Origin of the sequence: Pseudomonas sp. R2-7-07, from assembly GCF_003852355.1 — a bacterium.
GTDB lineage: Bacteria > Pseudomonadota > Gammaproteobacteria > Pseudomonadales > Pseudomonadaceae > Aquipseudomonas.
In genome coordinates this window covers 789923-815169 of record NZ_CP027759.1, presented here as the reverse complement: position 1 = coordinate 815169, position 25247 = coordinate 789923, and the positions used below count along the sequence as shown (strand labels likewise).

General features: G+C 61.8%; 24 protein-coding genes. 15 read left to right on the top strand and 9 right to left on the bottom strand.

Going from position 1 to position 25247, the window contains the following annotated elements:
• Window positions 1–39: 39 nt before the first annotated feature.
• Complete coding sequence (locus C4J86_RS03430; protein WP_124369481.1) at window positions 40–1389, bottom strand: aspartate aminotransferase family protein; 1350 nt, start codon at window positions 1387–1389, stop codon at window positions 40–42.
• 126 nt (window positions 1390–1515) lie between these two features.
• On the opposite strand from C4J86_RS03430, the gene C4J86_RS03425 reads away from it, so the two are divergent.
• From C4J86_RS03425 to C4J86_RS03400, 6 genes are all read left to right on the top strand, one after another.
• Window positions 1516–2433 carry a LysR family transcriptional regulator gene (locus tag C4J86_RS03425; RefSeq protein WP_124369480.1) on the top strand — a complete coding sequence of 306 codons (918 nt, stop codon included), beginning with the start codon at window positions 1516–1518 and terminating at the stop codon, window positions 2431–2433.
• An 87-nt stretch (window positions 2434–2520) separates the two neighbouring features.
• On the top strand, window positions 2521–3915 hold the full coding sequence (locus C4J86_RS03420; RefSeq protein ID WP_124369479.1) for a uracil-xanthine permease family protein: 1395 nt from the start codon (window positions 2521–2523) through the stop codon (window positions 3913–3915).
• A gap of 87 nt (window positions 3916–4002) precedes the next feature.
• The gene (locus tag C4J86_RS03415) at window positions 4003–4662 is read left to right on the top strand and encodes a TetR/AcrR family transcriptional regulator (RefSeq protein ID WP_124361147.1); all 660 of its coding nucleotides are present in this window, start codon (window positions 4003–4005) and stop codon (window positions 4660–4662) included.
• Window positions 4663–4674: 12 nt separating this feature from the next.
• On the top strand, window positions 4675–5256 hold the full coding sequence (locus tag C4J86_RS03410) for a YigZ family protein (RefSeq protein WP_124361146.1): 582 nt from the start codon (window positions 4675–4677) through the stop codon (window positions 5254–5256).
• A gap of 57 nt (window positions 5257–5313) precedes the next feature.
• Window positions 5314–6000: an SDR family oxidoreductase gene (locus tag C4J86_RS03405; RefSeq protein ID WP_124361145.1), complete on the top strand. Its 687-nt coding sequence runs from the start codon at window positions 5314–5316 to the stop codon at window positions 5998–6000.
• A 238-nt stretch (window positions 6001–6238) separates the two neighbouring features.
• Window positions 6239–7597, top strand: coding sequence for an 8-oxoguanine deaminase (locus C4J86_RS03400; protein ID WP_124369478.1), 1359 nt, complete (start codon window positions 6239–6241; stop codon window positions 7595–7597).
• 136 nt (window positions 7598–7733) lie between these two features.
• Here C4J86_RS03400 and C4J86_RS03395 read toward each other — a convergent pair whose 3' ends face one another.
• Complete coding sequence (locus C4J86_RS03395; protein ID WP_124361142.1) at window positions 7734–8825, bottom strand: calcium:proton antiporter; 1092 nt, start codon at window positions 8823–8825, stop codon at window positions 7734–7736.
• 194 nt (window positions 8826–9019) lie between these two features.
• Between C4J86_RS03395 and C4J86_RS03390 the strand changes: the two genes are divergently transcribed.
• Window positions 9020–9973: an adenosine deaminase gene (locus tag C4J86_RS03390; protein WP_043051475.1), complete on the top strand. Its 954-nt coding sequence runs from the start codon at window positions 9020–9022 to the stop codon at window positions 9971–9973.
• Window positions 9974–10645: 672 nt separating this feature from the next.
• Here the strand turns inward: C4J86_RS03390 and C4J86_RS03385 are convergent.
• The 3 genes from C4J86_RS03385 to C4J86_RS03375 form a co-directional block, all read right to left on the bottom strand.
• Window positions 10646–12016, bottom strand: coding sequence for an MFS transporter (locus tag C4J86_RS03385; protein ID WP_124369477.1), 1371 nt, complete (start codon window positions 12014–12016; stop codon window positions 10646–10648).
• A 99-nt stretch (window positions 12017–12115) separates the two neighbouring features.
• Entirely contained in the window at window positions 12116–12802 is a 687-nt protein-coding gene (locus C4J86_RS03380) for a helix-turn-helix transcriptional regulator (RefSeq protein WP_124369476.1), read from the bottom strand.
• Window positions 12803–12938: 136 nt separating this feature from the next.
• Window positions 12939–13865: a LysR family transcriptional regulator gene (locus C4J86_RS03375; RefSeq protein WP_124369475.1), complete on the bottom strand. Its 927-nt coding sequence runs from the start codon at window positions 13863–13865 to the stop codon at window positions 12939–12941.
• A gap of 118 nt (window positions 13866–13983) precedes the next feature.
• On the opposite strand from C4J86_RS03375, the gene C4J86_RS03370 reads away from it, so the two are divergent.
• The 3 genes from C4J86_RS03370 to C4J86_RS26790 all read left to right on the top strand — a co-directional run bounded on the left by C4J86_RS03370 (window position 13984) and on the right by C4J86_RS26790 (window position 15636).
• On the top strand, window positions 13984–14277 hold the full coding sequence (locus C4J86_RS03370; protein WP_124369474.1) for a putative quinol monooxygenase: 294 nt from the start codon (window positions 13984–13986) through the stop codon (window positions 14275–14277).
• A 26-nt stretch (window positions 14278–14303) separates the two neighbouring features.
• Window positions 14304–15317, top strand: coding sequence for a zinc-binding alcohol dehydrogenase family protein (locus tag C4J86_RS03365; RefSeq protein ID WP_124369473.1), 1014 nt, complete (start codon window positions 14304–14306; stop codon window positions 15315–15317).
• A 145-nt stretch (window positions 15318–15462) separates the two neighbouring features.
• Window positions 15463–15636, top strand: coding sequence for a hypothetical protein (locus C4J86_RS26790; RefSeq protein ID WP_164484509.1), 174 nt, complete (start codon window positions 15463–15465; stop codon window positions 15634–15636).
• A 13-nt stretch (window positions 15637–15649) separates the two neighbouring features.
• Here the strand turns inward: C4J86_RS26790 and C4J86_RS03360 are convergent, their stop codons facing one another.
• Both C4J86_RS03360 and C4J86_RS03355 read right to left on the bottom strand, forming a co-directional pair.
• Window positions 15650–16843, bottom strand: a complete 1194-nt coding sequence (locus tag C4J86_RS03360; protein WP_124369472.1) for a multidrug effflux MFS transporter — start codon at window positions 16841–16843, stop codon at window positions 15650–15652.
• Window positions 16844–16928: 85 nt separating this feature from the next.
• Window positions 16929–17120, bottom strand: coding sequence for a heavy-metal-associated domain-containing protein (locus C4J86_RS03355; RefSeq protein ID WP_124369471.1), 192 nt, complete (start codon window positions 17118–17120; stop codon window positions 16929–16931).
• Between the two features lie 147 nt (window positions 17121–17267).
• On the opposite strand from C4J86_RS03355, the gene C4J86_RS03350 reads away from it, so the two are divergent.
• From C4J86_RS03350 to cueR, 3 genes are all read left to right on the top strand, one after another.
• On the top strand, window positions 17268–17639 hold the full coding sequence (locus C4J86_RS03350; RefSeq protein ID WP_124369470.1) for a hypothetical protein: 372 nt from the start codon (window positions 17268–17270) through the stop codon (window positions 17637–17639).
• Between the two features lie 140 nt (window positions 17640–17779).
• On the top strand, window positions 17780–19972 hold the full coding sequence (locus C4J86_RS03345) for a cation-translocating P-type ATPase (RefSeq protein WP_124369469.1): 2193 nt from the start codon (window positions 17780–17782) through the stop codon (window positions 19970–19972).
• Window positions 19969–20370, top strand: coding sequence for a Cu(I)-responsive transcriptional regulator (cueR, locus tag C4J86_RS03340; RefSeq protein ID WP_124361131.1), 402 nt, complete (start codon window positions 19969–19971; stop codon window positions 20368–20370). The genes C4J86_RS03345 and cueR overlap by 4 nt, the downstream gene beginning before the upstream one ends.
• Before the next feature lie 143 nt (window positions 20371–20513).
• Here the strand turns inward: cueR and C4J86_RS03335 are convergent, their stop codons facing one another.
• Together C4J86_RS03335 and C4J86_RS03330 are read right to left on the bottom strand one after the other, a co-directional pair.
• Window positions 20514–21410 carry a PA4780 family RIO1-like protein kinase gene (locus tag C4J86_RS03335; protein ID WP_124361130.1) on the bottom strand — a complete coding sequence of 299 codons (897 nt, stop codon included), beginning with the start codon at window positions 21408–21410 and terminating at the stop codon, window positions 20514–20516.
• Window positions 21411–21545: 135 nt separating this feature from the next.
• Complete coding sequence (locus C4J86_RS03330; protein WP_124369468.1) at window positions 21546–22823, bottom strand: acetyl-CoA C-acetyltransferase; 1278 nt, start codon at window positions 22821–22823, stop codon at window positions 21546–21548.
• 105 nt (window positions 22824–22928) lie between these two features.
• On the opposite strand from C4J86_RS03330, the gene C4J86_RS03325 reads away from it, so the two are divergent.
• Window positions 22929–24281, top strand: a complete 1353-nt coding sequence (locus tag C4J86_RS03325; RefSeq protein WP_124369467.1) for a 3-oxoacyl-ACP reductase — start codon at window positions 22929–22931, stop codon at window positions 24279–24281.
• A gap of 2 nt (window positions 24282–24283) precedes the next feature.
• Window positions 24284–25132 (top strand): MaoC/PaaZ C-terminal domain-containing protein, encoded by an 849-nt coding sequence (locus C4J86_RS03320; RefSeq protein ID WP_124369466.1) that lies wholly within the window; start codon window positions 24284–24286, stop codon window positions 25130–25132.
• Window positions 25133–25247 lie beyond the last annotated feature (115 nt).

Sequence of the window (25247 nt, the reverse complement as noted above, 5' to 3'; positions counted from 1 at the left end):
GCAGGGCTCCTGAAAAGTTGTTCTATATAGAAGGAGAAATCAGTCGATCTTGTTCAACACTTCACCGACCGCATCGAACAGGCGATCCAAGTCCTGCGGCTTGCTGTTGAAGGTTGGCCCGAACTGCAGGGTGTCACCACCGAAGCGCACATAGAAACCGGCTTTCCACAGCGCCATGCCGGCCTCGAACGGGCGCACGATCGCATCGCCGTCACGCGGGGCAATCTGGATGGCTCCGGCCAGGCCGTAGTTACGGATATCAACCACATTCTTGCTGCCCTTCAAGCCATGCAGCGCATTCTCAAAATGCGGTGCGACTTCGGCTACGCTCTGCACGAGGTTTTCCTTCTGCAGCAGGTCGAGTGCCGCGAGGCCGGCCGCGCAGGCCACCGGGTGCGCCGAATAGGTGTAGCCGTGGGGGAATTCCACCGCGTACTCGGGCGTCGCCTGGTTCATGAAGGTCTGATAGATCTCGCTGCTGGCAATCACCGCGCCCATGGGAATCGCGCCGTTGGTGACTTGCTTGGCGATGCACATCAGGTCCGGGGTCACGCCAAAACTGTCGGCGCCGAACATCGAACCGGTACGGCCGAAACCGGTGATCACTTCGTCGAACACCAACAGGATGTTGTGCTGATCGCAGATTTCACGCAGGCGCTTGAGATAACCCTGTGGCGGCACCAGCACGCCTGCAGAACCGGCCATTGGCTCGACGAACACCGCAGCAATGTTCGAAGCATCATGCAGCTCGATCAGCTTGAGCAACTCATCGGCCAACGCGATACCGCCCAGCTCCGGCATGCCACGGGAGAACGCATTGCTCGCCAGCAAGGTATGCGGCAGATGGTCAACGTCCATCATCGCCTGGCCAAACAGCTTACGGTTACCGTTGACGCCGCCAAGGCTGGTGCCGGCAATGTTCACCCCGTGGTACCCACGGGCGCGGCCGATCATCTTGGTCTTGGTGGCCTGGCCCTTCAGGCGCCAGTAGGCACGCACCATCTTCACGGCGGTATCGGCGCACTCGGAGCCGGAGTCGGTGAAGAACACATGGTTCAGGTTGCCCGGGGTCAGGTCGGTAATCTTTTCCGCCAGTTGAAAGGACAGCGGATGACCGTATTGGAAGCCCGGAGAGTAGTCCAGGGTGCCCAACTGCCGGGCCACCGCTTCCTGGATTTCCTTGCGCGTATGCCCGGCGCCGCAGGTCCAAAGGCCCGACAGCGAGTCGTAGACCGTGCGCCCCTTGTCATCGGTCAACCAACTGCCCTCGGCGGCCACGATCAGGCGCGGATCACGCTGAAAGTTGCGGTTGGCGGTGTAAGGCATCCAGTGAGCATCCAGCTTGAGTTGGCTGGCCAGGGACGATGGGGCGTTTTCCGGCATGTTCATCAGCAAAACCTCGCAAGGCAAAAGGCAGCGTCGGGATTGAAAAAGCGTTGTTGCAGCTAAATTGCCACGGGGATAAAGTCGGTGAAATTCAACTCTTCTAACCTTCAGTCAGGACTTCACTAAACTATGAGCCGTCGTCCCGACCCCCTGGCCCAGGTCAGCGACTTTGATATCCGTCTGCTGCGCATCTTTCGCAGCGTGGTGGAGTGCGGCGGGTTTTCGGCGGCGGAAACCGTACTGGGGATAGGTCGCTCGGCCATCAGCCAGCAAATGAGCGACCTGGAACAGCGCCTTGGGCTGAGGCTCTGTCAACGCGGCCGCGCCGGATTCTCATTGACTGAAGAAGGCCGCGAGGTCTATCAGTCGGCGTTGCAACTGTTGAGTGCCCTGGAAAGTTTTCGCACCGAGGTCAATGGCCTGCACCAGCACTTGCGCGGAGAGCTGATCATCGGCCTCACCGACAACCTCGTCACCCTGCCCCATATGCGCATCACCCACGCCCTGGCGCAGTTGAAAGAGCGCGGCCCGGACGTGCAGATCCAGATCCGCATGATCGCCCCCAATGAAGTGGAGCAAGGTGTGCTCGACGGCCGTCTGCACGTTGGCGTGGTACCCCAGGCCAGCGCGTTGTCCGGCCTGGAATACCAACCGCTGTACAGCGAGCGTTCGCTGCTCTATTGCGCGGTCGGCCACCCGCTGTTTTACGCCGACGACAAGCAACTGGACGACGCGCGCCTCGACAGCCAGGACGCCATCGCCCCGACCTTCCGCTTGCCCGCCGAGATCCAGGCCCACTACCAGGCGCTCAATTGCACGGCCAGTGCTTCGGATCGCGAAGGCATGGCATTCCTGATCCTCACCGGCCGCTATATAGGCTACCTGCCCGATCACTACGCCAGCCTATGGGTACAACAAGGCCGACTCCGCGCGCTGAAATCGGCCACACGGTTTTACGATTTAAGCCTGGCATCGGTCACGCGCAAGGGCCGCCGCCCCCATTTGGTGCTGGAGAGTTTTCTGGAAAGCCTGGCAGCAACGCGCTAGTTCGGGCCTCGCACAAAAAGCTGAGCAGGTGGACAGTTTTTTGCAAGGCATAGGCACCTTGAACCGTCCGCCCCGAGTTGACCCGCCATGCCACCAGAATCCTCCAGCCCCAACGACCTGATCTACGGCCTCGATGACCGTCCGAAACCACTGCCCGCCCTGCTGGCTGCCCTGCAACATGTGCTGGCGGCGTTCGTCGGCATTATCACCCCGCCACTGATCATCGGTTCCACCCTGGGCCTCACCGCGCACCTGCCCTACTTGATCAGCATGGCGCTGATGGTCTCCGGCGTCGGCACGTTCATCCAGGCGCGCAGGCCGTTCGGTATCGGCGCAGGGATGATTTGCCTGCAAGGCACCAGCTTCGCCTTTCTGGGTGCGGTGTTGTCCGCCGGTTTTCTGGTCAAGCAACGCGGCGGCAGCCCTGAGGACATCCTGGCGATGATCTTCGGCGTGTGCTTTTTCGGCGCCTTGGTGCAGATCGTGCTGAGCCGCTGTATCGGCCAACTGCGCCGGGTCATCACGCCCCTGGTGACCGGGATCGTGATTACGCTGATCGGCATCAGCCTGATAAAAGTCGGCATCACCGATCTCGGCGGCGGCTTCAACGCTCCCGACTTCGGCGCCCCCATCAACCTGGCCCTGGGCCTGTTCGTGGTAGTGACGATCATCCTGCTCAACCGCTCCAACACGCCCTGGGTACGCCTCTCGGCCATCATCATCGGCCTGGCCCTCGGCAGCCTGGCCGCCTGGTTCAGCGGCAAGCTGGTGCCCCACGCCTTGCCCGACTTGCCTCTGATCAGCCTGCCTACGCCGTTTCGCTTTGGTTTCAACTTCGACTGGAGCGCCTTCCTGCCAATCGCGCTGATTTATCTGATCAGCAGCATCGAAACCGTCGGTGACCTTACCGCCAACTGCATGATCGCCCGCCAGCCCATCAGCGGTGCGTCTTATATAAGCCGACTCAAAGGCGGCGTGCTGGGTGATGGGGTCAGTTGCATGATCGCCGCGACGTTCAGCGCCTTCCCCAATACCACCTTCGCGCAAAACAACGGGGTGATCCAACTCACCGGCGTGGCCAGCCGTTACGTCGGCTTGTACATCGGCGCCGTGTTGGTTTGTCTCGGGTTGTTTCCCATGATCGGCGCGGTGTTGCAGCAAATCCCCAAGCCGGTGCTGGGCGGCGCGACCCTGGTGATGTTCGGCAGCGTCGCGGCGGCAGGTGTGCGAATTCTTGCGCAGGCGCCGCTGGATCGACGCAGCATGTTGATCATCGCCACCTCGTTCGGGGTCGGCCTGGGCATCGCCGCCCAACCCAACTTGCTGCACTTGATGCCGACCCTGGTGCAGAACCTGTTCGACTCCGCCATCACCAGCGGCGGCCTGACCGCCATTGTGTTGTGCCTGCTATTGCCCGAGGCCAAAACCACCGGCGCCGTTGCAAACCACACGCCCGAAAGTGACTCCCTGGAATCGCTTTGACGGTTTTATTGCATCAACACTTGTCTGAGGCTTGAGGGTGGGTTATCTGTGCACACGTCGCCTCTATCGATCAGCACGGAAACCTCCATGAGCCTCGAAGTTCCTGCCCACAGCAACCACGCCGGTAAACCCGCCAGCCGCATTCGGCAAAAGAACGAACAAGCGATTCTCCAGGCGGCTGAAGATGAGTTCGCGCGCCATGGCTACAAGGGCACCAGCATGAACACCATCGCGGCCAGCGCCGGGTTGCCCAAAGCCAACTTGCATTATTACTTCACCAACAAGCTTGGCCTGTACATTGCGGTGCTCAGCAATATCCTCGAATTGTGGGACAGCACCTTCAACGCGCTGACCGCCGAGGACGACCCGGCCGTGGCCCTTTCCCGTTACATCCGCACCAAGATGGAATTCTCACGACGCCAGCCACAGGCCTCGCGAATCTTCGCCATGGAGATCATCAGCGGCGGCGAATGCCTTACCGAATATTTCAGCCAGGACTACCGCGCCTGGTTCAGCGGCCGTGCGGCAGTGTTCCAGGCCTGGATCGATGCCGGCAAGATGGACCCCATCGACCCGGTGCACCTGATCTTCCTGCTGTGGGGCAGCACCCAGCACTACGCCGACTTCGCCACCCAGATCTGCCGCGTCACGGGGCGCACCAAGCTGACCAAGCAGGATATGGAAGACGCCGGCACCAATCTGATCCACATCATTCTCAAAGGCTGTGGCATCAAGCCGGCCCAATAAACGAAGCGACTTATGCCATTCACGCTGACAGGCCTTTGCGAATTTCGTGAAGAAATCCGCAAAAGCCGCTTTATCACCCTGGCGGCACCCATTACCAGCCCGCACGACGCCCAGGCGTTTTTCGAGCAGCACAGCGACCTAAACGCAACACACAACTGCTGGGCCTGGAAACTGGCCGACCAATACCGCAGCAACGACGACGGCGAACCCGGTGGCACCGCCGGGCGGCCAATCCTCGCGGCCATCGAAGCCCAGGGTTTCGATCAGGTCGCGGTGCTGGTGATTCGCTGGTACGGCGGCATTCAACTAGGCACCGGCGGGCTGGCCCGGGCCTATGGCGGTGGCGCCAACAAGTGCCTGCAGAATGCCGAGCGCATCGAGCTGATCAGCCGCATACCCTTGCGTTGCGCCTGTGCATTCGCCGAGCTGAATCTGGTAAAACTGCGCGTTGCCGACCTTGGCGGGTTGGTGGTGGAGGAAACCTTCACCGCCAACGGTGTCGAACTGCAACTGGCCTTAGGCGAAGAGCAGGTCGATACCCTGCAGGCCCAACTGGCCGACCTGAGCCGTGGACGTATCCTGCTGCAACGCTGAAAACTGTTACTGTTATTTGCTGAACTCCCTGAACCGCGACTCTAAAGGAAGCTTTTCATGCCTACGCCAAAAACCGCACTGATCATCGGCGCCTCACGCGGGCTGGGCCTTGGCCTGGTCAAGCAACTGCTCCAGGACGGCTGGGACGTGACCGCCACCGTGCGCGACCCGAACAAGGCTGACGCCCTGAAAGCCGTAGGCCCGGTGCAGATCGAGAAACTCGACATGGACGATCAGCAAGCCGTGATCGCCCTGGCCCAGCGCCTGAAAGACCGCACCTTCGACCTGCTGTTCGTCAACGCCGGCGTCAAGGGCCCGGCGAACCAGGAACCTGGCCACGCGACCCTGGCGGAAGTCGGCCAACTGTTTTTCACTAACGCCGTGGCCCCGATCAACCTGGCCCAGCGTTTTGTCGGGCAGATCCGCAAGGACACCGGCGTGCTGGCCTTCATGAGTTCGGTGCTGGGCAGCGTCACCATTCCTGATGGTTCGGACATGGCGTTGTACAAAGCCAGCAAGGCGGCGCTCAACTCCATGACCAACAGCTTTGTCACCCAACTGGGCGAACACAAGCCGACGGTGTTATCGCTGCACCCAGGCTGGGTGAAAACCGACATGGGCGGCGAAAATGCGCACATCGACGTCGAAACCAGCGTGCGCGGCCTGGTGGACCAGGTAAATGCCTACACCGGCAAAGGCGGTCACCATTTCGTGGACTACAAGGGCGACACCATCGCCTGGTAAGTACACTGATCACCCTGTGGGAGGGGGCTTGCCCCCGATTACGGTATGTCAGCCAAACATAAGTTGGCTGATCCACCGCTATCGGGAGCAAGCCCCCTCCCACACTGACCGCGTCCGCTTGCCTGCATGTGGACCAACACGTAATCTAGCCACCTCGCCCTCCCCGGCGACCCTGGATCAGCAGACAGGGCAACACTGAGCTGGCAAACCTGAACCCATCATTCAGAGGAGCCGGCCAATGCCTGCGACCCGTATCTGGTTAAAAAACCCCCTCGCTATTTTCACTGCCAATGGCCTCGATGCCCGTGGCGGCCTGGTGCTGCAAGACGGTGTCATCACCGAAGTGCTGGCCCGGGGGCAAGCACCTGCACAACCCTGTGCGCAGGTGTTCGATGCCCGCGAGCATGTGGTCCTGCCCGGGCTGATCAACACCCACCATCACTTCTACCAGACCCTGACCCGCGCCTGGGCGCCGGTGGTCAACCAGCCGCTGTTTCCCTGGCTGAAAACCCTGTATCCGGTCTGGGCACGACTGACTCCGGAAAAACTGGCCCTGGCGTCGAAGGTGGCACTCGCCGAATTGCTGCTCTCCGGCTGCACCACAGCGGCAGACCACCACTACCTGTTCCCCGACGGCCTGGAAAACGCCATTGATGTGCAGGTCGACAGCGTGCGTGAACTAGGCATGCGCGCCATGCTCACCCGCGGTTCCATGAGCCTGGGCGAAGCCGAGGGTGGCCTGCCACCGCAGCAGACCGTGCAACAAGGCCAAGTGATCCTCGACGACAGCCAGCGCCTGATCCGCGAATACCACGAGCGCGGCGACGGTGCGCAGATCCAGATTGCCCTCGCACCCTGCTCGCCGTTTTCCGTCACCCCGGAGATCATGCGCGCCAGTGCCGAACTGGCCACCTCGCTCGACGTGCGCCTGCACACGCACCTGGCGGAAACCCTCGACGAGGAAGACTTCTGCCTGCAGCGTTTCGGCCTGCGCACTGTGGATTATCTCGACAGCGTCGGCTGGCTCGGCCCGCGCACCTGGCTGGCCCACGGCATTCATTTCAATCCGGATGAAATCGCCCGCCTGGGCGCTGCCGGCACGGGCATCTGCCACTGCCCGAGCTCGAATATGCGCCTGGCTTCCGGTATCTGCCCGACCCTCGACCTGCTCGCCGCCGGTGCCCCCATCGGCCTGGGCGTGGACGGCTCCGCTTCGAACGACGCCTCGAACATGATCCTCGAAACCCGCCAGGCCCTTTACATTCAGCGTCTGCGTTACGGGGCAGAAAAAATCACGCCCGAAGGTGTATTGGGCTGGGCGACCAAAGGCTCGGCGCAGTTGTTGGGCCGTACGGATATTGGAGAATTGGCTGTGGGCAAACAGGCTGATCTGGCACTGTTCAAGCTGGATGAACTGCGCTTCTCCGGCAGCCACGATCCCATTTCCGCACTGTTGCTGTGCGGTGCCGATCGAGCGGACCGGGTGATGATTGCAGGTCAATGGCGGGTAATCGACGGCCAAGTGGAGGGCCTCGACCTGAAAGGCCTGATCGCCGATCACACTCAGGCAGCCCGGCAGTTGATCGCCGGAACCTGAGCCCAACACAGTTAAAAATGTGGGAGGGGGCTTGCCCCCGATGGCGGTGTGTCAGTCCTATATAAGCTGGCTGACCCACCACTATCGGGGGCAAGCCCCCTCCCACATTTGGCTTTATGGTGTGCTTGAAATCGGGTTACAACCCCAGCAACGACAACATGATAAACGTCGCAAACAGCACAAAATGCGTCATCCCTTCAATGGCATTGGTTTCACCATCATTGAGGTTGATCGCGCTGACGATCAGCGTAATAAACACCATCACCGTCTGTACCGGCGTCATTGCCATCTGGAACGGCTGGCCGCTGTAGAGTGCCATCGCTTCCATGACCGGCACCGTCAGAATCACCGTCGACAACGAGGCACCCAGTGCGATGTTCACCACCGACTGCATGCGGTTGGCCAAGGCGGCGCGCAATGCGGTGAGGATTTCCGGCGCGGCGGAAATAGCCGCCACTACAATCGCGGTGATCACTGGCGGCGCGCCCGTGCCTTCCAGGCCCAGGTCGAGGGTCTTGGACATGACCTCGGCCAACGCGCCAATCACAATCACGCCAAACACCAGGGTGCCGATCGAGAACGCGAGGTTCACGGGCGGCGCCTGCTCGTCTTCCGGCAATTTCTTGCGGCGTTTTTCCGGGTAGCTGTAGCTGAAGAAATAACTGTGTGGGCCGACCTGCATTCTCAGGAACAGGGTGTAGAGCACTACCATGGCGCCGATGGTGAAGGCCGAGTAAATTTTCCAGTCGGCCTCGGGGATAAATTCCGGCACCACCATCGACACGCCCATGGCGGTGAGAATCATCACGCTGTAGGTGCGCGCAGAATCATCGTTGTAGGACTGCTCGCCATGCTTGATGCCGCCCATCAGCGCGGCCAGGCCGAGGATGCCGTTGATATCGAGCATCACCGCCGAATAGATGGTGTCGCGCACCAGTGTGGGTGAAGGCTCGTTGCTCATCATGATCGCCAGGATCACCACCTCCACCAGCACGGCCGCCAAGGTCAGGATCATGGTGCCGTAGGGGTCGCCGACCTTTTCCGCCAGTTGTTCGGCATGATGGGCCACACGCATCGATGCCATCACGATAAACGCGATCAAACCGAGGCCCGCGAGCAATGCAACAATCTGCCCGCTGTGGAGCATCCAGTGTTCCAGCGGGTAGGCGGCAATGGCGGCAATCAGCGCCAGCAGCATGAATTTTTCTTGCTTGAGGGAAGTGAGCATGGGAGGCCTTTATGTGCAGCAAATCAGTCATCGTTGGGGTACAGACTGCGCCCAGCCGCTAACGTTTCGTTACACCTTAGTTCACGCCGCTCTTGCGCGAAAAAATCAAATACTCTCCTGCTGGTCAGGTTTTGCCGATTATTTCGGCCATGGCCTGTAGAATGCCGCCATTGCACCTGATGAGATTTTTAGACATGTACGATTGGCTCAACGCCCTGCCCAAGGCTGAACTGCACCTGCACCTGGAGGGCTCGCTGGAGCCCGAGCTGCTGTTCGCCCTGGCCGAACGCAACAAGATTGCCCTGCCGTGGAACGACGTCGAAACCCTGCGCAAGGCTTACGCGTTCAATAACCTGCAAGAGTTTCTCGACCTGTACTACAAAGGCGCCGATGTGCTGCGCACGTCCCAGGATTTCTACGACCTGACCTGGGCCTACCTGCTGCGCTGCAAAGCCCAGAACGTGATCCACACCGAACCCTTCTTCGACCCGCAAACCCACACCGACCGTGGCGTGCCGTTCGAAGTGGTGCTCAACGGCATCGCTGCCGCCCTCAAAGACGGCGAGCAGCAACTGGGTATCACCAGCGGCCTGATCTTAAGCTTCCTGCGCCACCTGAGCGAAGCCGAAGCCGAGAAAACCCTCGACCAGGCGCTGCCGTTCCGTGACGCGTTCGTCGCCGTGGGCCTGGACAGTTCAGAAATGGGTCACCCGCCGAGCAAGTTCCAGCGTGTGTTCGACCGCGCCCGTCACGAAGGCTTCCTCACCGTGGCCCACGCCGGCGAAGAAGGCCCGCCCGAGTACATCTGGGAAGCCATCGACCTGCTGAAAATCCAGCGTATCGACCATGGCGTGCGCGCCATCGAAGACGAGCGCCTGATGCAGCGCATCATCGACGAGCAGATCCCGCTGACCGTTTGCCCACTGTCCAACACCAAGCTGTGCGTATTCGACGACATGGCCCAGCACAACATCCTCGACATGCTCGAGCGTGGCGTGAAGGTCACCGTGAACTCGGACGATCCGGCCTACTTCGGCGGTTATGTCACCGAGAACTTCCACGCGCTGTACACCTCCCTGGGCATGACCCAGGACCAGGCCAAACGCCTGGCGCAGAACAGCCTGGATGCGCGGCTGGTAAAGCCTTGACCGTTATTCACTGAATAGCGAAGGCTAATGTGGAAGGGGGCTTACCCCCGATAGCCATAGGTATCTACACAACTTTGTAGCAGCCAACAGTAACCACGATGCGAAGCGAGCCGCTCTTGATCTTGCTCTTGATCTTAAGCGCCCCGTTAAACCACGCTGGCCGGAATTCGACAGTGATTTGGGGGGTAAACCGGCAGGGATGCCGGTTTAGCCGCCCCGCGCCATGGATGGCGCGTGGCGGCGGCCCCCCAAATCGCTGTCGGATTACGGGCACACCGAGCCTAAGCGAGGTGCCGAGTGGTGGGGCAAGAGCGTTTTGCTTACTTTTGCGCTTTTCAAAAGTGAGACGCCGTAAGGGCGGAACCCATAGCAGCCGTTACCGCAGCAACGGATATGTACTCGCCCTGATCCAGCATCCTGGTCGGCTGTCAGGCCGCCATCGGGAGCAAGTCGAATCGTCGCACCGCCCCTCCCACATTTGGATCGCGCGGCATCAGTCAGATAGCTATAGGCCGCCAGGTCGCCACGGGAGCAAGCTCCCTCGCCACAGGTTCAGGGCTACGCCAAAGTTGTGTAGATATCTATGCCCCGATAGCGGTGGATCAGTCGCCACAGTATTGGCTGACAATCAGCGATCGGGGCAAGCCCCCTCCCACACCGACCCCACCCGTCTCAAGCCTGAGTGAGTTCTTCCAACGTCTTGCCCTTGGTCTCCATCCCGAACACCCACACCACCAGCGCCGCCACCGCGAAACACAGCGCGCCCAAGGCGAATACCCCGCCCTGCCCGGTAATCGGAAACACCAGCCCGGTCACCAGTGGCCCCAGCAACGACCCCACCCGCCCAATCGCCGAAGCGAAGCCGGACCCGGTCGCACGCGCCGAGGTGGGATATAGCTCGGGCGTATAGGTGTACAACACCGCCCACATGCCAAATAGAAAGAACTGCATCAACAAGCCGGACGTAATCAGCAGCCCGACGTTGCCGCCAAACACCGCACTCTGCCCATACAAAAATGCCATCACCCCGCCACCGAGCAACGTCACCACGCACACCGGTTTACGCCCCCAACGCTCGACCAGCCACGCGGCCATAAGGAAACCCGGTATTCCGCCCAGGGAAATGATCACCGTGTAATACACCGATTGCGTCACCGCAAAGCCTGACTGCTGCAAGAGCGCACTCAACCACGAGGTGAGCCCGTAGAAGCCGAGCAGGGCAAAGAACCACACGCTCCAGATCATCAAAGTGCGTTGACGGTACTGCGCCGACCACAATTGCTGGAAGGCCGAGAAGAACGTGCCTGGTGTACTCGCCACTCGCGGCAAGGCCACCGGCTCCGGCAGGTCGGCGCGCCCGAGGGAGTCGCGCACCTTTTGCTCGATACCGAGCAGTACCTTGTCCGCCGCCTCATGGCGCCCGGCCTGTTCCAGCCAACGTGGCGATTCCGGAATGAAAAACCGGATGGCCAGCACAAATACCGCCGGCACCGCCAACACCAGAAAGATGTCGCGCCAGCCCACCACCGGCAGCAGGAAATATGACAGCACCCCGGCGGCGACAAACCCCAGCGGCCAGAAACCATCCATCAACGCGATATACCGCCCGCGTCGCTTCGCCGGAATCAGCTCCGACAACATCGACTGTGCAATGGGAAATTCCATGCCCATGCCAATGCCCAGCAAGATGCGAAACAGCGTCAGCGTCTCGACCGTCTGCGCCGTGGAGCACAGGTAGCTGGCGCCGCCCCACAACACGATGCTCCACTGAAACACCGGCTTGCGCCCGAAGCGGTCCGCGAGCATCCCCGAGAGCGACGCACCGATCACCATGCCGAAAAAGCTCGAACTGGCGAGTAACCCGGCTTGGGCCGTACTCAGGCCGAACTCGGCTTTGATCGAGCCCAATAGAAACGTCATCATTGCCAGGTCCATGGAGTCGAAGAAAAACGCCAGGGCAATAATGATGAAAATGATTCGGTGGTAACCACTGATGGGCAACCGTTCCAGCCGCTCCGCTGCGCTATAGCCTTGCATACCCATGCCGCCGCCCCCTGTCTGAAAAGTCCCCCAAAGAGTGTGCGGCATCGTCTGCCCTGGCGTTTGCTGGATGCGACCTGACCGAAACCAGGAGCGACGCGCCTACGCTGTGGCCAGCCGGTTGATCTCCGCAAGCCCGGCGTCGCTGACCGACAAGGCCCGGGATTCATCGATCGCACTGACCCAGTTCGACTGCAGGAACAGTTGCAACAACCCCGCGCCGAGCGCACCGCCCACATGCGGTTGCTGTTGGCTCCAGTCGAAACAGTCACACACCAACGGCGACGAGAATGCCTGGATAAAGATACCCAGGCTCGCCAAATGCTGGGTGCCCTTGACCGTGACTTCGGTACGTTGTTCGTAGCGCTGGATCCACCCAGCCTCCATCATCCGCTGGTACAGGCCGGCCGCCAGTTCACCGCCGAGGTGGTCCTGGCACACACGGGCGCGACGCAACAGCGACGGTACCCGTAACGCCGCTGGCTGAGTATCCGGCGTGCTGCGCCCGACACTGGCCATGGTGGTCGTCGCCAGGGCATCGATGGCGGCGCTGACGTCCGCAGCCGCCACACGAAAAAGCCGCTTGCCCCGTCGCGCTTCGACCCGCAGCAGGCCGCTGCCGGTCAACCGCGCCAAATGGGCATTGGCCGACGCCGCCGACAACCCGGCGCACGTCGCCAACTCCTCTGAAGATTTTGCCGAACCGTCCATCAATGCCCATAGCATTGCGGTGCGTTTGGGCTCGGCAAGCAAGCTGGCGATATGACTGATACATGGTGCCTGTTCCATCTCTCGACTCCCTGTTGAACCGTTTTCTGCTGCGGTTGGCGCCAAAGTATAGGGGCCAAAACAGCCGGTTCCATGGCGTCTTACAGCCTGGACAGGGACAGTACTTGAGCGAAATTTCCTGCTTTTCTGCCGGCCATTACTTAGCCGCGAATCGCTCCGACCGTTGCGCCGTCAATGTCGCACAACGGGACACGAGCATCTCCCGCAGCAGGTTGACGGGTTTGCTCAACTGCGCACGATGCGCGCACAGCAGGTTAAGCGGCGTGCGCTCACCGCGCAGCTCCGGCAGGATCAAGCGCAAACGCCCAGCCACGACGTCGGTACTCACATCCAGCCAGGATTTATAGGCAACGCCCACACCCGCCACCGCCCAGCGGCGCACCACGTCGGCGTCGTCGCTGACCCGATCCCCCGAGACGGTCAGGCTGACCTCGCGCTTGCCATCAAAAAAACGCCAGTGGTCATGCACGCGACCGGCGAGCATATAGAGCAAGCAATTATGCTGGGCCAGTTGTTCAAGGTGTCGCGGCTCGCCATAACGGGCCAGATAACTGGGTGCTGCGCACAGCACCCGCACATTTTCCGGGGCGATGGGCAGCGCCACCAGGCTTGAATCCTCGGGTTCGCCATAGCGCAAAGCGATGTCTACCGGTTGCCGGAACAGGTCGGCTATGCGATCACCCAGCAACAGGCGCACGCTCAGTTGCGGGTATTCACGCTGGAAATCATCCAGCCAGGGCAACAGCTGATTACGGCCGAAATCCGAAGGCGCCGACAGTTGCAGCAGGCCGCTCACATGGTCCTGCCCACTGGCCAACAAGCGCCGCCCTTCATCCAGTGAACTCAACGCGGCGCGGGCGTAGGTGAGAAAACCTTCGCCCTCGGCGGTCAAGCGCAGGCTGCGGGTGGAGCGTGCCAGCAAGCGCGTGCCCAGTTGCTGCTCTATACGCTTCAACGCGGCGCTGGCCACTGCTGGGGACAGGTCCATCACCCGCGCGGCTGCGGACAAACTGCCCAGGTCCGCCGCCCGCACAAACAACTGCAAATCATCAAAGCGAAGCATGCATTCCCGCCAATTATCAATTTTTTATTGAAACAGAACGCTGTTTTATCGGCTTTTATCTGCATTGGAAATAGCCAATCATCTGGCCACGCCGTTCCTTTTCGACCAGGAGTTGAGTATGTCCACTGCTTTTAACGTCATCGCCACGCTGGTCGCCAAGCCTGGCCAACAAGCCACTCTGGAAACCCTGCTGCGCGGCCTGCTCGAACCGACCCGCCTGGAACCCGGCTGTGAGCAGTACGACCTGCATCAGGACCTGCAACATCCCGAGACGTTCTACATGCTCGAGCGCTGGAGCGATGAGGCGGCCCTGGCTGACCACGATCAGAGTGCGCATATCCAGAGCTTCCGGGCCCAGGCCGCCGAGGTGATTGAACACTTCGACCTCAAGCGCCTGAAGTTTCTCGCCTGACCACCAACCCTTTACCCGGAGCAATCATGAAAGCCATCGCCTATTACAGCTGCCTGCCCATCACCGACACGAACGCCCTGCAAGACATCGAACTGCCCGAACCCGTGGCCGGGCCGCGCGACTTGTTGGTGGAAGTCAAAGCCATCTCGGTCAACCCGGTGGACACCAAGGTGCGCCAGAACGTCGCCCCGGAACACGGCGCCGCCAAGGTGCTCGGTTGGGACGTGGCCGGTGTGGTCAAGGCGGTCGGCAGCGAAGTCACGCTGTTCAAGGCCGGTGACAAGGTGTTCTACGCCGGCTCACTGGTGCGCCCTGGCGGTAACAGCCAATTGCACACTGTGGATGAACGCATCGTCGGTCATATGCCACAGACCCTGGGTTTCGCCGAAGCCGCCGCGCTGCCGTTGACCGCCATCACGGCCTGGGAGCTGCTGTTCGAACGCCTGCAGGTCCCCGAGGGCAAGGCGGACCTGGGCCAGAGCCTGCTGATCGTCGGCGCAGCGGGCGGCGTGGGTTCGATCCTGACCCAGTTGGCCAGACAGCTCACTGCACTGAAGGTCATCGGCACCGCCTCGCGCCCGGAGACTCAAGAATGGGCCAAGGCCCTCGGCGCCGACCTGGTGATCGACCATAGCCAGCCGCTGAGCGAAGCGCTGAAAAACGCCGGCCACCCGCACGTGACCCACGTCGCCAGCCTGACCCAGACCGACCATCACCTCGACCAACTGGTGGAAGCCCTGCAGCCCCAAGGCAAGCTGGCGCTGATCGATGACCCCAAGGCGCTGGACGTCAGCAAGCTCAAGCGCAAAAGCCTGTCGCTGCATTGGGAGTTCATGTACACCCGCTCGATGTTCGAGACACCGGACATGATTGAGCAGCATCACCTGCTCAACCGCGTGGCCACGCTGATCGACGCCGGCACCCTGAAAACCACGGTAGGCGAGCACTTCGGCGTGATCAATGCGGCGAACCTGCAGCGTGCCCACGCGCTGCTGGAAAGCGGCAAGGCCAAGGGCAAGATCGTTTTAGAAGGGTTCTAAAAAACGGCTGTCAGTGTCGTCTGTCACTGATGTAGGTAATGGGCGACACCATTAGTCCGAGAGTTGACGTTTGTCATATTTGTGCGCGCTTACGGGTTTATATTGGCCGCCTTTGCCACGATTCTTTTACGTGAGGAAGTCAGCAATGAAGATCCTGATAAAAGCGTTAGCAAAATCGCAGTGGGAGGTCCGCCTGGACCAGAAGTCGATTATTTTCCACACCGAAGCCGAGGCCCGTGCTTTCGCCGACACCTTGCAAGCCCGCATCCAGGCTCCCCACCGTTTCCCACTCAGCCAGCAACGCGCCGCCGCTGGCTGATCGGCTCTTCAGATCAGACCTGCGCCTGCGCGGCCCTGGCCCGTTGCAGGCGCTGGGTCGACATCGCTATCGTCACCGCCAGCACACCGCACAGGCTGATCACCATCGCCATCGGCATCGCCGTGCCGTCATGCAACGCGCCAACTAACGATGCCGCCCCCGCCGCCACGCCGAACTGAATGCAACCGAGCAATGCCGACGCGCTGCCAGCACGGGCGCCTTGCCCGTTCATGGCGCACGCCGAGGTGTTAGGCAAAATGCAGCCCAGGCTGGCGATGCAGATGAACAGCGGCACCAGCAACGGCCACAGGGCTTCGGTGCGCAGCGCTGCAATGCCCAGCAGGGCCAACGCCGCCGCTACATAAACCCACACCGTACGCGAGAGCAAAAACGCCGGGCCGCGCTTGGCCAGTAGCCGCGCATTCAACTGCGCCACCAGGATAAACCCGGCGGCGTTGGAGCCAAACAGCCAGCCGTAATGCTCGGCGGGTACGCCATACAGCTTGATGAACACAAACGGCGAACCGGCAATGTAGGCAAACATCCCGGCAATCGAGATGCCGCCGGTCAAGGCGTAGCCGAGGTAAACCCGGTCTGACAACAGCGCGCCGTAGCGGCGCAGCGAGCCGGACAACGGCTGGCGCGGCTGATGCGCCGGAAACGTTTCCGGCAAGCCCACCGCCACCGCAACCGCCGCCATCACGCTGAACAGCGACAGCGCCAGGAAAATCGACTGCCAGCCCCACACGCCTACCATTATCCCGCCCGCCAGCGGTGCGAGAATCGGCGCCAGGCCAGTCACCAACATCAGTTGCGAATACACCTTGGCCGAGCCCACGGCATCGCATTTGTCACTCACCACCGCCCGTGAGATCACCATGCCCGCGCAACCGCCCAGGGCCTGCACGAAGCGCGCGCCGATCAGCCATTCCAGGGAGGGCGCGTACGCACAGGCGAAGGACGCGAGGGTAAACAGCGTGACGCCGCTGAGCAGCGGCACGCGCCGGCCAAAGCGGTCGGCCAAGGGGCCGTAGATCAATTGGCCGATGGCCAGCCCACCGAAATACACCGCCAGGGTCAGCTGGATGTGTTTTTCATCGGTTGCAAAAGCGGCTGCCATCGCCGGGAAACCCGGCAGGTAAAAATCGATCGCCAACGGCGCGAAGGCGCTCAAGGCGCCCAGGATCAGAATTATGCGGAGGTTCATCAGACACCCAAGTGAGTCGGCAGCCCGACAGTCTAGCCGCGCTTGGGCGTCTTGAACATTAAGATAGCTCGCTAACTATCGAGAATCAGACGACTGTGTAGCCTTCTTCTCTGATCAGGCCCGCGATCGCTTCACGGTCCAGTTTGCTTTGGACACTGACCTGCTTGGCCGCAAGGTCCACCGTGACCTCGGCATCTGCATCCTGGCTGCGCACCGCCTGGGTCACCGCACGAACGCAATGGCCGCAGGTCATTCCTTGCACCTTGAATACTTGCATGACATGTCTCCTTTGATGAGGTTGAACGCAGTCTCGACCTTGCCACGATGGCAAGGTCAAGTTTCAGAAACGTCGGCCGGGCTGGTATTCGGTGGCGACGTCGGCCAAGCTTCACCTTCAATAGAAGTGAACCACGGAGCATTCGCCATGCGCTGGTCGATTTTTGCCCTTGCCGGCCTGATGAGTTTTTCTACCGTTGCGCCCGCCGCTGAAGACTATGCGGTGCTGATCATTTCCCGCGAGCGCCTGGAGGTGCCGACCAACTGTGAGATCGGCCTCTACATTCAGGACCAACTGGCCGGGCGCCTGTTCCAGGAACAAGCCACCTCCTTCAATTTGCCGCCGGGCGATGTGTCATTGCGCCTCAAGCTGCTGCCGAGCCAGACACCGGGCTGCTTGCCGGGCATGCTGGCACCGCCGGCACAGAACATCACACTCAAGGCCGGAGATGTACGCAAACTGCGTATCGCCCAAGGCCCGGACGGTATGTACCTCAAAGCCGCCACGCTGGAATACTGAAGCCGCCGATCGTCCCCATGCTCCGCGTGGGGACGCCTCATGGGGATGCATTCCCACGCAGAGCGTGGGAACGATCGCGCTTGACCTTCCCCACAGGTCAAGGTTGATCCTAGGAGCATCGTCTTCTGGAGGACTGCCCCATGAATGGACCCACCACGTTTGACCTGCCCATCAGCGGTATGACCTGCGCCAGTTGCGCCGGCCGTGTGGAGCGTGCGCTGGGCAAGGTGCCGGGGGTGCAACGGGTCAGCGTCAACCTGGCCAACGAACGCGCCCACATTGAAGTACTCGGCCAGATGGCCCCCGACGTACTGATCGCCGCGGTGGAAAAAGCCGGCTACGGCGCGACCCTGCCCCAGAGCGCAACCGCCACCCAGGCCAGTCAAGCCCAGCGCCTGCAACGCGAACGCTGGTCGCTGATGCTCGCGATCGTGCTGGCGTTGCCCCTGATACTGCCGATGCTGGTGGAACCCTTCGGCCTGCACTGGATGCTCCCCGCCTGGGTTCAGTTCGCGCTGGCGACGCCGGTGCAATTGATCCTCGGTGCGCGTTTCTACAGTGCGGCGTGGAAAGCCGTGCGCGCCGGTGCGGGCAATATGGACCTGTTGGTGGCGATCGGCACCAGCGCCGGTTACGGCTTGAGCGTCTATCAATGGCTCACCCAACCCGCTCCGCACTTGTACTTCGAAGCCTCGGCCGTGGTGATCGCCCTGGTGCTGCTGGGCAAATACCTGGAGAGCCGCGCCAAGCGCCAAACCGCCAGCGCCATACGCGCCCTCGAAGCCTTGCGCCCCGAGCGGGCGGTCCGCGTGCTGGAGGGGCGCGAGGAAGAGGTCGCCATCAACACGCTTACGCTCGGTGACCTGGTGCTGGTCAAGCCAGGCGAACGTTTTCCGGTGGATGGCGAAGTGGTCAACGGCCAAAGCCATGCCGACGAAGCACTGATCAGCGGCGAAAGCCTGCCGGTGCCGAAGCGGCCCGGCGATACGGTTACTGGCGGCGCGATCAACGGTGAAGGCCGCCTGTTGGTGCGTACCCGGGCCCTGGGAGCGGAAAGCGTGCTGGCACGGATCATCCGCCTGGTCGAAGACGCCCAGGCCGCCAAGGCTCCGATCCAGAAATTGGTGGATAAAGTCAGCCAGGTATTCGTCCCGACCGTGCTGGTACTGGCATTGCTCACCCTGGCGGGCTGGTGGCTGTACGGCGCCCCGCTGGAGAGCGCAATCATCAATGCGGTCGCGGTACTGGTGATCGCCTGCCCATGTGCCCTGGGCCTGGCGACGCCGACGGCGATCATGGCCGGCACCGGCGTCGCCGCGCGCCATGGCATTCTGATCAAGGATGCCGAAGTCCTGGAGCATGCCCGTGGGGTGAGCGCCGTAGTCTTCGATAAAACCGGCACCCTCACTTCGGGCACGCCGAAAATCACCCATTTGGCGGCGCTGGATGGCAACGAATCGTTACTGCTGCAACAGGCGGGGGCCTTGCAGCGCGGCAGCGAGCACCCGCTGGCCAAGGCCGTGCTGGACGCCTGTGACGAACGCGGGCTGAACGTGGCCGATGTCAGCGCCAGCCAGTCCCTGACTGGGCGCGGCATCGCCGGAACCCTTGATGGCCGGCCATTGGCCCTGGGCAATCGGCGTCTGTTGGAAGAGGCCGGCCTCAGCGCGGGCCAGTTGAGTCAGCGCGCGACGGCATGGGAAGCCGAGGGGCGTACCTTGTCCTGGCTGATCGAGCAAGGCGCAAGCCCTCGCGTGCTGGGGCTGTTCGCATTCGGCGACACGCTCAAGCCCGGCGCGCTGCAGGCCGTGCAGCAACTCAAGGCGCAGCACATCAGCAGCCACCTGCTTACCGGCGACAATCGCGGCAGCGCGCGGGTGGTTGCAGAGGCGCTGGGCATCGACGATGTACACGCCGAAGTGCTGCCCGCCGACAAAGCCGCCACCGTGACCGCACTGAAAAAAACCGGCGTGGTGGCCATGGTCGGCGACGGCATCAACGACGCACCGGCCCTGGCCGCCGCCGATATCGGCATCGCCATGGGCGGCGGCACCGACGTAGCCATGCACGCCGCCGGCATCACCCTGATGCGCGGCGACCCGCGCCTGGTGCCGGCGGCACTGGAGATCAGCCGCAAGACCTACGCGAAAATCCGCCAGAACCTGTTCTGGGCCTTTGTGTATAACGTGATCGGCATTCCCCTGGCGGCCTTCGGCCTGCTCAACCCGGTGCTGGCAGGTGCGGCGATGGCGTTGTCCAGCGTCAGTGTGGTGAGCAATGCGTTGCTGTTGAAAACCTGGAAACCCAAGGACTTGGAGGATCAACGCCCATGAATATCGGCCAAGCCGCTCGCCAGAGCGGGCTGAGCGCGAAGATGATTCGCTACTACGAATCCATCGGTCTGCTCAAGGCAGCCCACCGCACCGACAGCGGTTATCGCATCTATGGCGCCGACGACCTGCACACCCTAGCGTTCATCAAACGCTCGCGCGACCTGGGGTTTTCACTGGAAGAGGTCGGCAAACTGCTGACCTTGTGGCAGGACCGACAACGGGCCAGCGCCGACGTGAAAGCCTTGGCGCGCCAGCATATCGATGAGCTGAATCAGAAGATCCGCGAGCTGGCGCAACTGCGCGACACGCTGCAAGACCTGGTGGAGCACTGCCAAGGCGACCACCGACCGGATTGCCCGATCCTCAAGGAATTGGCCTCCGGCAGTTGCTGCACCTGATATTCCAACTGACTCACCAAAAAACTAAATGTGGGAGGGGGCTTGCCCCCGATGGCGGTGTATCAGCCACTGTATATGCTGACTGAACCACCGCTATCGGGAGCAAGCCCCCTCCCACACTTCGATCTCCATGTGCCGGGAGATCACTGCATCCAAGGCGGCGGCGGTTCTTCGGCGGTCTTGGTGGGTGGGGCATCATCTGCCGCGCGATTCGCTTGCTTGCGCTCTTCATCCAGCCGCGCCGCTTCGATCTCGCGGATCACACCGCCCACATCCGCCAGTTCTTCCGGCTCGTCGAACTCACCGGTCAAGATGCTGGCCGGGTGCAGGATACCGGCTTCGTACAGCGCCCACATTTCCTTGGCGTACTTGGTCTTCTTCAGCTCCGGGGCAAAGCGCCCGAAGTAGGAAGCCATGTTGCCCACATCCCGCTCCAGCATGCTGAACGCGTGGTTGTTGCCCGCCGCATCTACCGCCTGGGGCAGGTCGATGATCACCGGGCCCGTTGGCGTGAGCAGTACGTTGAACTCGGACAGGTCACCGTGCACCAGCCCGGTACACAGCATCAGCACGATCTGGGAAATCAGGAAGGCGTGATATTCACGCGCCTGGTCCGGCTCCAACGTCACGTCATTCAGGCGCGGCGCCGCATCGCCATACTCGTCGGCGACCAGTTCCATCAACAGCACGCCTTCAAGAAAGTCGTACGGCTTGGGCACGCGAACGCCCGCACCGGCCAGGCGGAACAACGCCGCTACTTCGGCGTTCTGCCAGGCATCTTCGGTTTCTTTCTTGCCGAACTTGGAGCCCTTGGCCATGGCCCGGGCCTGGCGGCTGTTACGGACCTTACGGCCTTCCTGGTATTCGGACGCCTGACGAAAGCTTCGTTTATTCGCCTCCTTGTAAACCTTGGCGCAACGCAATTCGTTGCCGCAGCGCACCACATAAACAGCTGCTTCTTTACCACTCATCAGTGGGCGCAGCACTTCGTCGACCAGACCGTCTTCGATCAGGGGTTCAATGCGTTTAGGAGTCTTCATCAGCTTTTATTGTGGGTCCTGTATTACCAAACACGCGTGTGGCACTCGTTATACGGCAATCGGCGCGCCGGTGGGAGAGGCTACCGACCTCTGGCCCACGAAGAATGCATTCAATATGCCAATTTTGCCCGGTAATCAACGTTCGATAATCGCCGTCACACCCTGCCCCCCCGCCGCACAGATCGAAATCAGCCCACGCCCTTTCCCGGCCGCATCCAGCAACTTGGCCAGGTTGGCGACGATGCGCCCACCAGTCGCGGCGAACGGGTGCCCGGCGGCCAGTGAGCTGCCTTTGACGTTCAGACGGCTGCGGTCGATGGCGCCCAGCGGTGCATCCAGGCCCAGGCGCGTGCGGCAATAGTCGGCATCTTCCCAGGCCTTGAGCGTGCACAACACCTGGGCGGCGAATGCTTCGTGGATCTCGTAGTAATCGAAGTCCTGCAGCGTCAGTCCGTTCCTGGCCAACAAACGCGGTACGGCATACACCGGCGCCATCAGCAGGCCTTCGGCACCGTGGACGAAATCCACCGCCGCCGCTTCGCCATCGCGCAGGTACGCAAGGATCGGCAAGCCGCGCTCCTTGGCCCAGGCTTCACTGCCCAGCAGCACCAGCGAGGCGCCGTCGGTCAGCGGCGTCGAGTTGCCGGCGGTGAGCGTGCCCTTTTCACTGCGCTCGAAAGCGGGCTTGAGTGCGGCAAGTTTTTCCAGGGTCAGGTCAGGGCGCAGGTTGTTGTCGCGGGTCAGCCCCAGAAACGGCGTCAGCAAATCGTTGTGCCAGCCTTCGGCGTAGGCGGCGGCCATTTTCTGGTGGCTCTCCAGGGCAAGTTGGTCCTGCTCGGCGCGGGGGATCTGCCAGGTCTGCGCCATCAGCTCGCAGTGCTGGCCCATGGACAAGCCGGTGCGTGGCTCACCGTTGCGCGGCAGTTCCGGCTTGAGGTGCTGCGGACGAAGTTGTAACAAGACTTTAAGTTTATCCACCATGGACTTGCTGCGGTTGGCCTGCAGCAAAATCTTGCGCAGGCCTTCATTGACGCCAATCGGCGCATCGGAGGTGGTGTCCACCCCGCCGGCGATACCGCATTCGATCTGGCCCAGGGCAATCTTATTGGCCACCAGCAATGCCGCCTCCAACCCGGTGCCGCAGGCCTGCTGCACGTCGTAGGCCGGGGTTTGCGGCGACAGGCGCGAGCCGAGTACGCATTCGCGGGTGAGGTTGAAATCGCGGGAATGCTTGAGCACCGCGCCGGCGGCCACCTCGCCGAGGCGCAGGCCGTGCAGGTTGAAACGTTCGATCAGGCCTTCCAGGGCAGCAGTGAGCATCGCCTGGTTACTTGCCGTGGCGTAGGGGCCATTGGAGCGGGCGAAAGGAATGCGATTACCGCCAATGATCGCCACACGGCGCAATTGAGTCATGGAAAGCTCCCTCTGTCTGTTATGGGCTTGATCAGTGAGCCTAGTCGAACGACTGCTACCCTGGGATGGTCCACCTTTTGAACCCCAGTCTTCGGAGAGCGTTCCATGTCAGACCGTTATATCGACTTCGCCAACTCCAGCCTCGGCCATCGCCTGGTCGCCGCCCTTGGCCTGCCGTCGCCGGTACGCCTGGAACGCTGGCAAGCCGGGCGCCTGCGCCCGGTGGAAGGTGCGCTGCTGCTGGGCGGTGGCGCGCTGGCGACTAACGTGTTGCCGTTTGCCAACAAACTCACCGATGCCGTCTACAGCTACGGTGCCGAAGCGCTGGGCGCACCGGCGTGGATTCCCGGCCACGGTCCCAAGCTCAAGGCGGTAGTCTTCGACGCCAGCACCTTACAGCACACCGATCAGCTCAAGCAGCTACGTGAATTTTTCCAGCCCTTGCTGAAAAACCTCGCCCACAGCGCACACCTGGTGATCCTCGGCCGCGCGCCGGAAAGCCTCAGCGACCCGTTCGCCGCCAGCGCCCAGCGCGCCCTGGAAGGGTTCAGCCGCTCCCTGGCCAAGGAACTGCGCAGCGGCGGCGTGCTGCAGTTGCTGCAGGTGGACGAGGGTGCCGAAGACCAGTTGGAAGGCGCACTACGGTTTTTCCTGTCGCCCAAAAGCGCCTATATCTCCGGGCAGGTGATTCGCCTGCAGGCCTGCGCCACGCCGGTCGAAGACTGGACACGCCCATTGGCCGGGCGCAAAGCCCTGGTCACCGGCGCTGCGCGTGGTATTGGCGCTTCAATCGCCGAGACCCTGGCCCGCGATGGCGCCGAGGTGATCCTGCTGGATGTGCCCCAAGCCAAGGCCGACCTCGACGCCCTGGCCGCCCGCTTGAATGCGCGTACCCTCACCCTGGACATCTGCGCCGAAGACGCCGCCGGCCAGTTGATCGAACACCTGCCTGATGGCCTCGATATCCTGGTGCACAACGCCGGTATCACCCGCGACAAGACCCTGGCCAACATGACCCCGGAATACTGGGACGCGGTGCTGGCGGTCAATCTCAATGCGCCGCAGGTGCTGACCAAGGCGCTGCTCGACAGCGGCACCCTGCGCGACAATGCCCGCGTGGTGCTGCTGGCTTCCATCAGCGGCATTGCCGGCAATCGCGGGCAAACCAACTATGCCGCGAGCAAGGCCGGGCTGATCGGTTTGGCCCAGGCATGGGCACCGCTGTTGCAAACGCGCGGGATCAGCATCAATGCCGTCGCCCCTGGTTTTATCGAAACCCAGATGACCGCGCATATTCCGTTTGCCCTGCGCGAGGCCGGAAGACGCATGAGTTCCCTGGGCCAGGGCGGTGTGCCGCAGGACGTGGCCGAAGCCGTCGCCTGGCTGAGCCAGCCGGGTTCGGGCGCCGTCAGCGGCCAGGCGCTGCGGGTGTGTGGGCAAAGTCTTCTGGGAGCGTGAATATGCAATGGCAGATACTGGACAGCACGCCGTTTCTACCGCCGCTGTACTGGCGTGCGGCGCTCAAGCGCAAGATCACCGGCAGCGCACTGCCCGAGCACGGCCTGCGCTGCCAGGTTCGCGTCGACCCCAGGGCTGTGGCGGCGTACCGCAAGGTTTGCGGTTTTGCTGACAGCCCGATGCTGCCGGCGACCTATCCGCATATCCTCGCGTTCGGCCTGCAGATGCAACTGCTGACCGACAAAGCGTTCCCGTTTCCGTTGCTGGGGTTGATCCACCTGAGCAACCGTATCCGCCTGCATCGGCCCTTGGGCAGTGTGAGTGAGCTGACGGTCGGGGTGTATGCGTGCGACCTCAAGCCCCATGCCAAAGGCGCGACCTTCGATGTGGTGACCGTGGTCGAGGATGCCCTCGGGCTGCTCTGGGAAGCTGAAAGCACGATGTTATGCCGGGGCGTAAAGCTTGAGGGCGAGGCCGAGGAACGCACGTTGGTGATTGACGCTGCCCTCACCGAGCTCACGCGCTGGAAAGCGCCTGCCGATATCGGTCGCCGTTATGCCCGCGTGTCCGGCGATTACAATCCGATTCATCTCAGCGCGCTGACGGCCAAGCTATTCGGCTTTCCCCAGGCGATTGCCCACGGGTTGTGGAACAAGGCCCGCACGTTGGCGGCCATGGGCGAGCAACTGCCGGTGACCAATGTCGAAATAGCCGTTGAATTCAAGAAACCCGTACGCCTGCCCAGCGAAGTGATCGTGATGACCAGCGAAGCCGGTTCAACTGGCGAGTTAGTGTTGAACGGCGCGGGAGATATCCAGCATATGCTCGGGACGTGGCGGCCGATTGCCTGAGAGACACTGATTAATTGTATATATACACCTTAAGTTATAGCGGACCCGACCGGGTCCGCTACTGCATTCAACCCTTTGATTTACAAGCAACAGGCAGCCAGCATTATCTGAATTT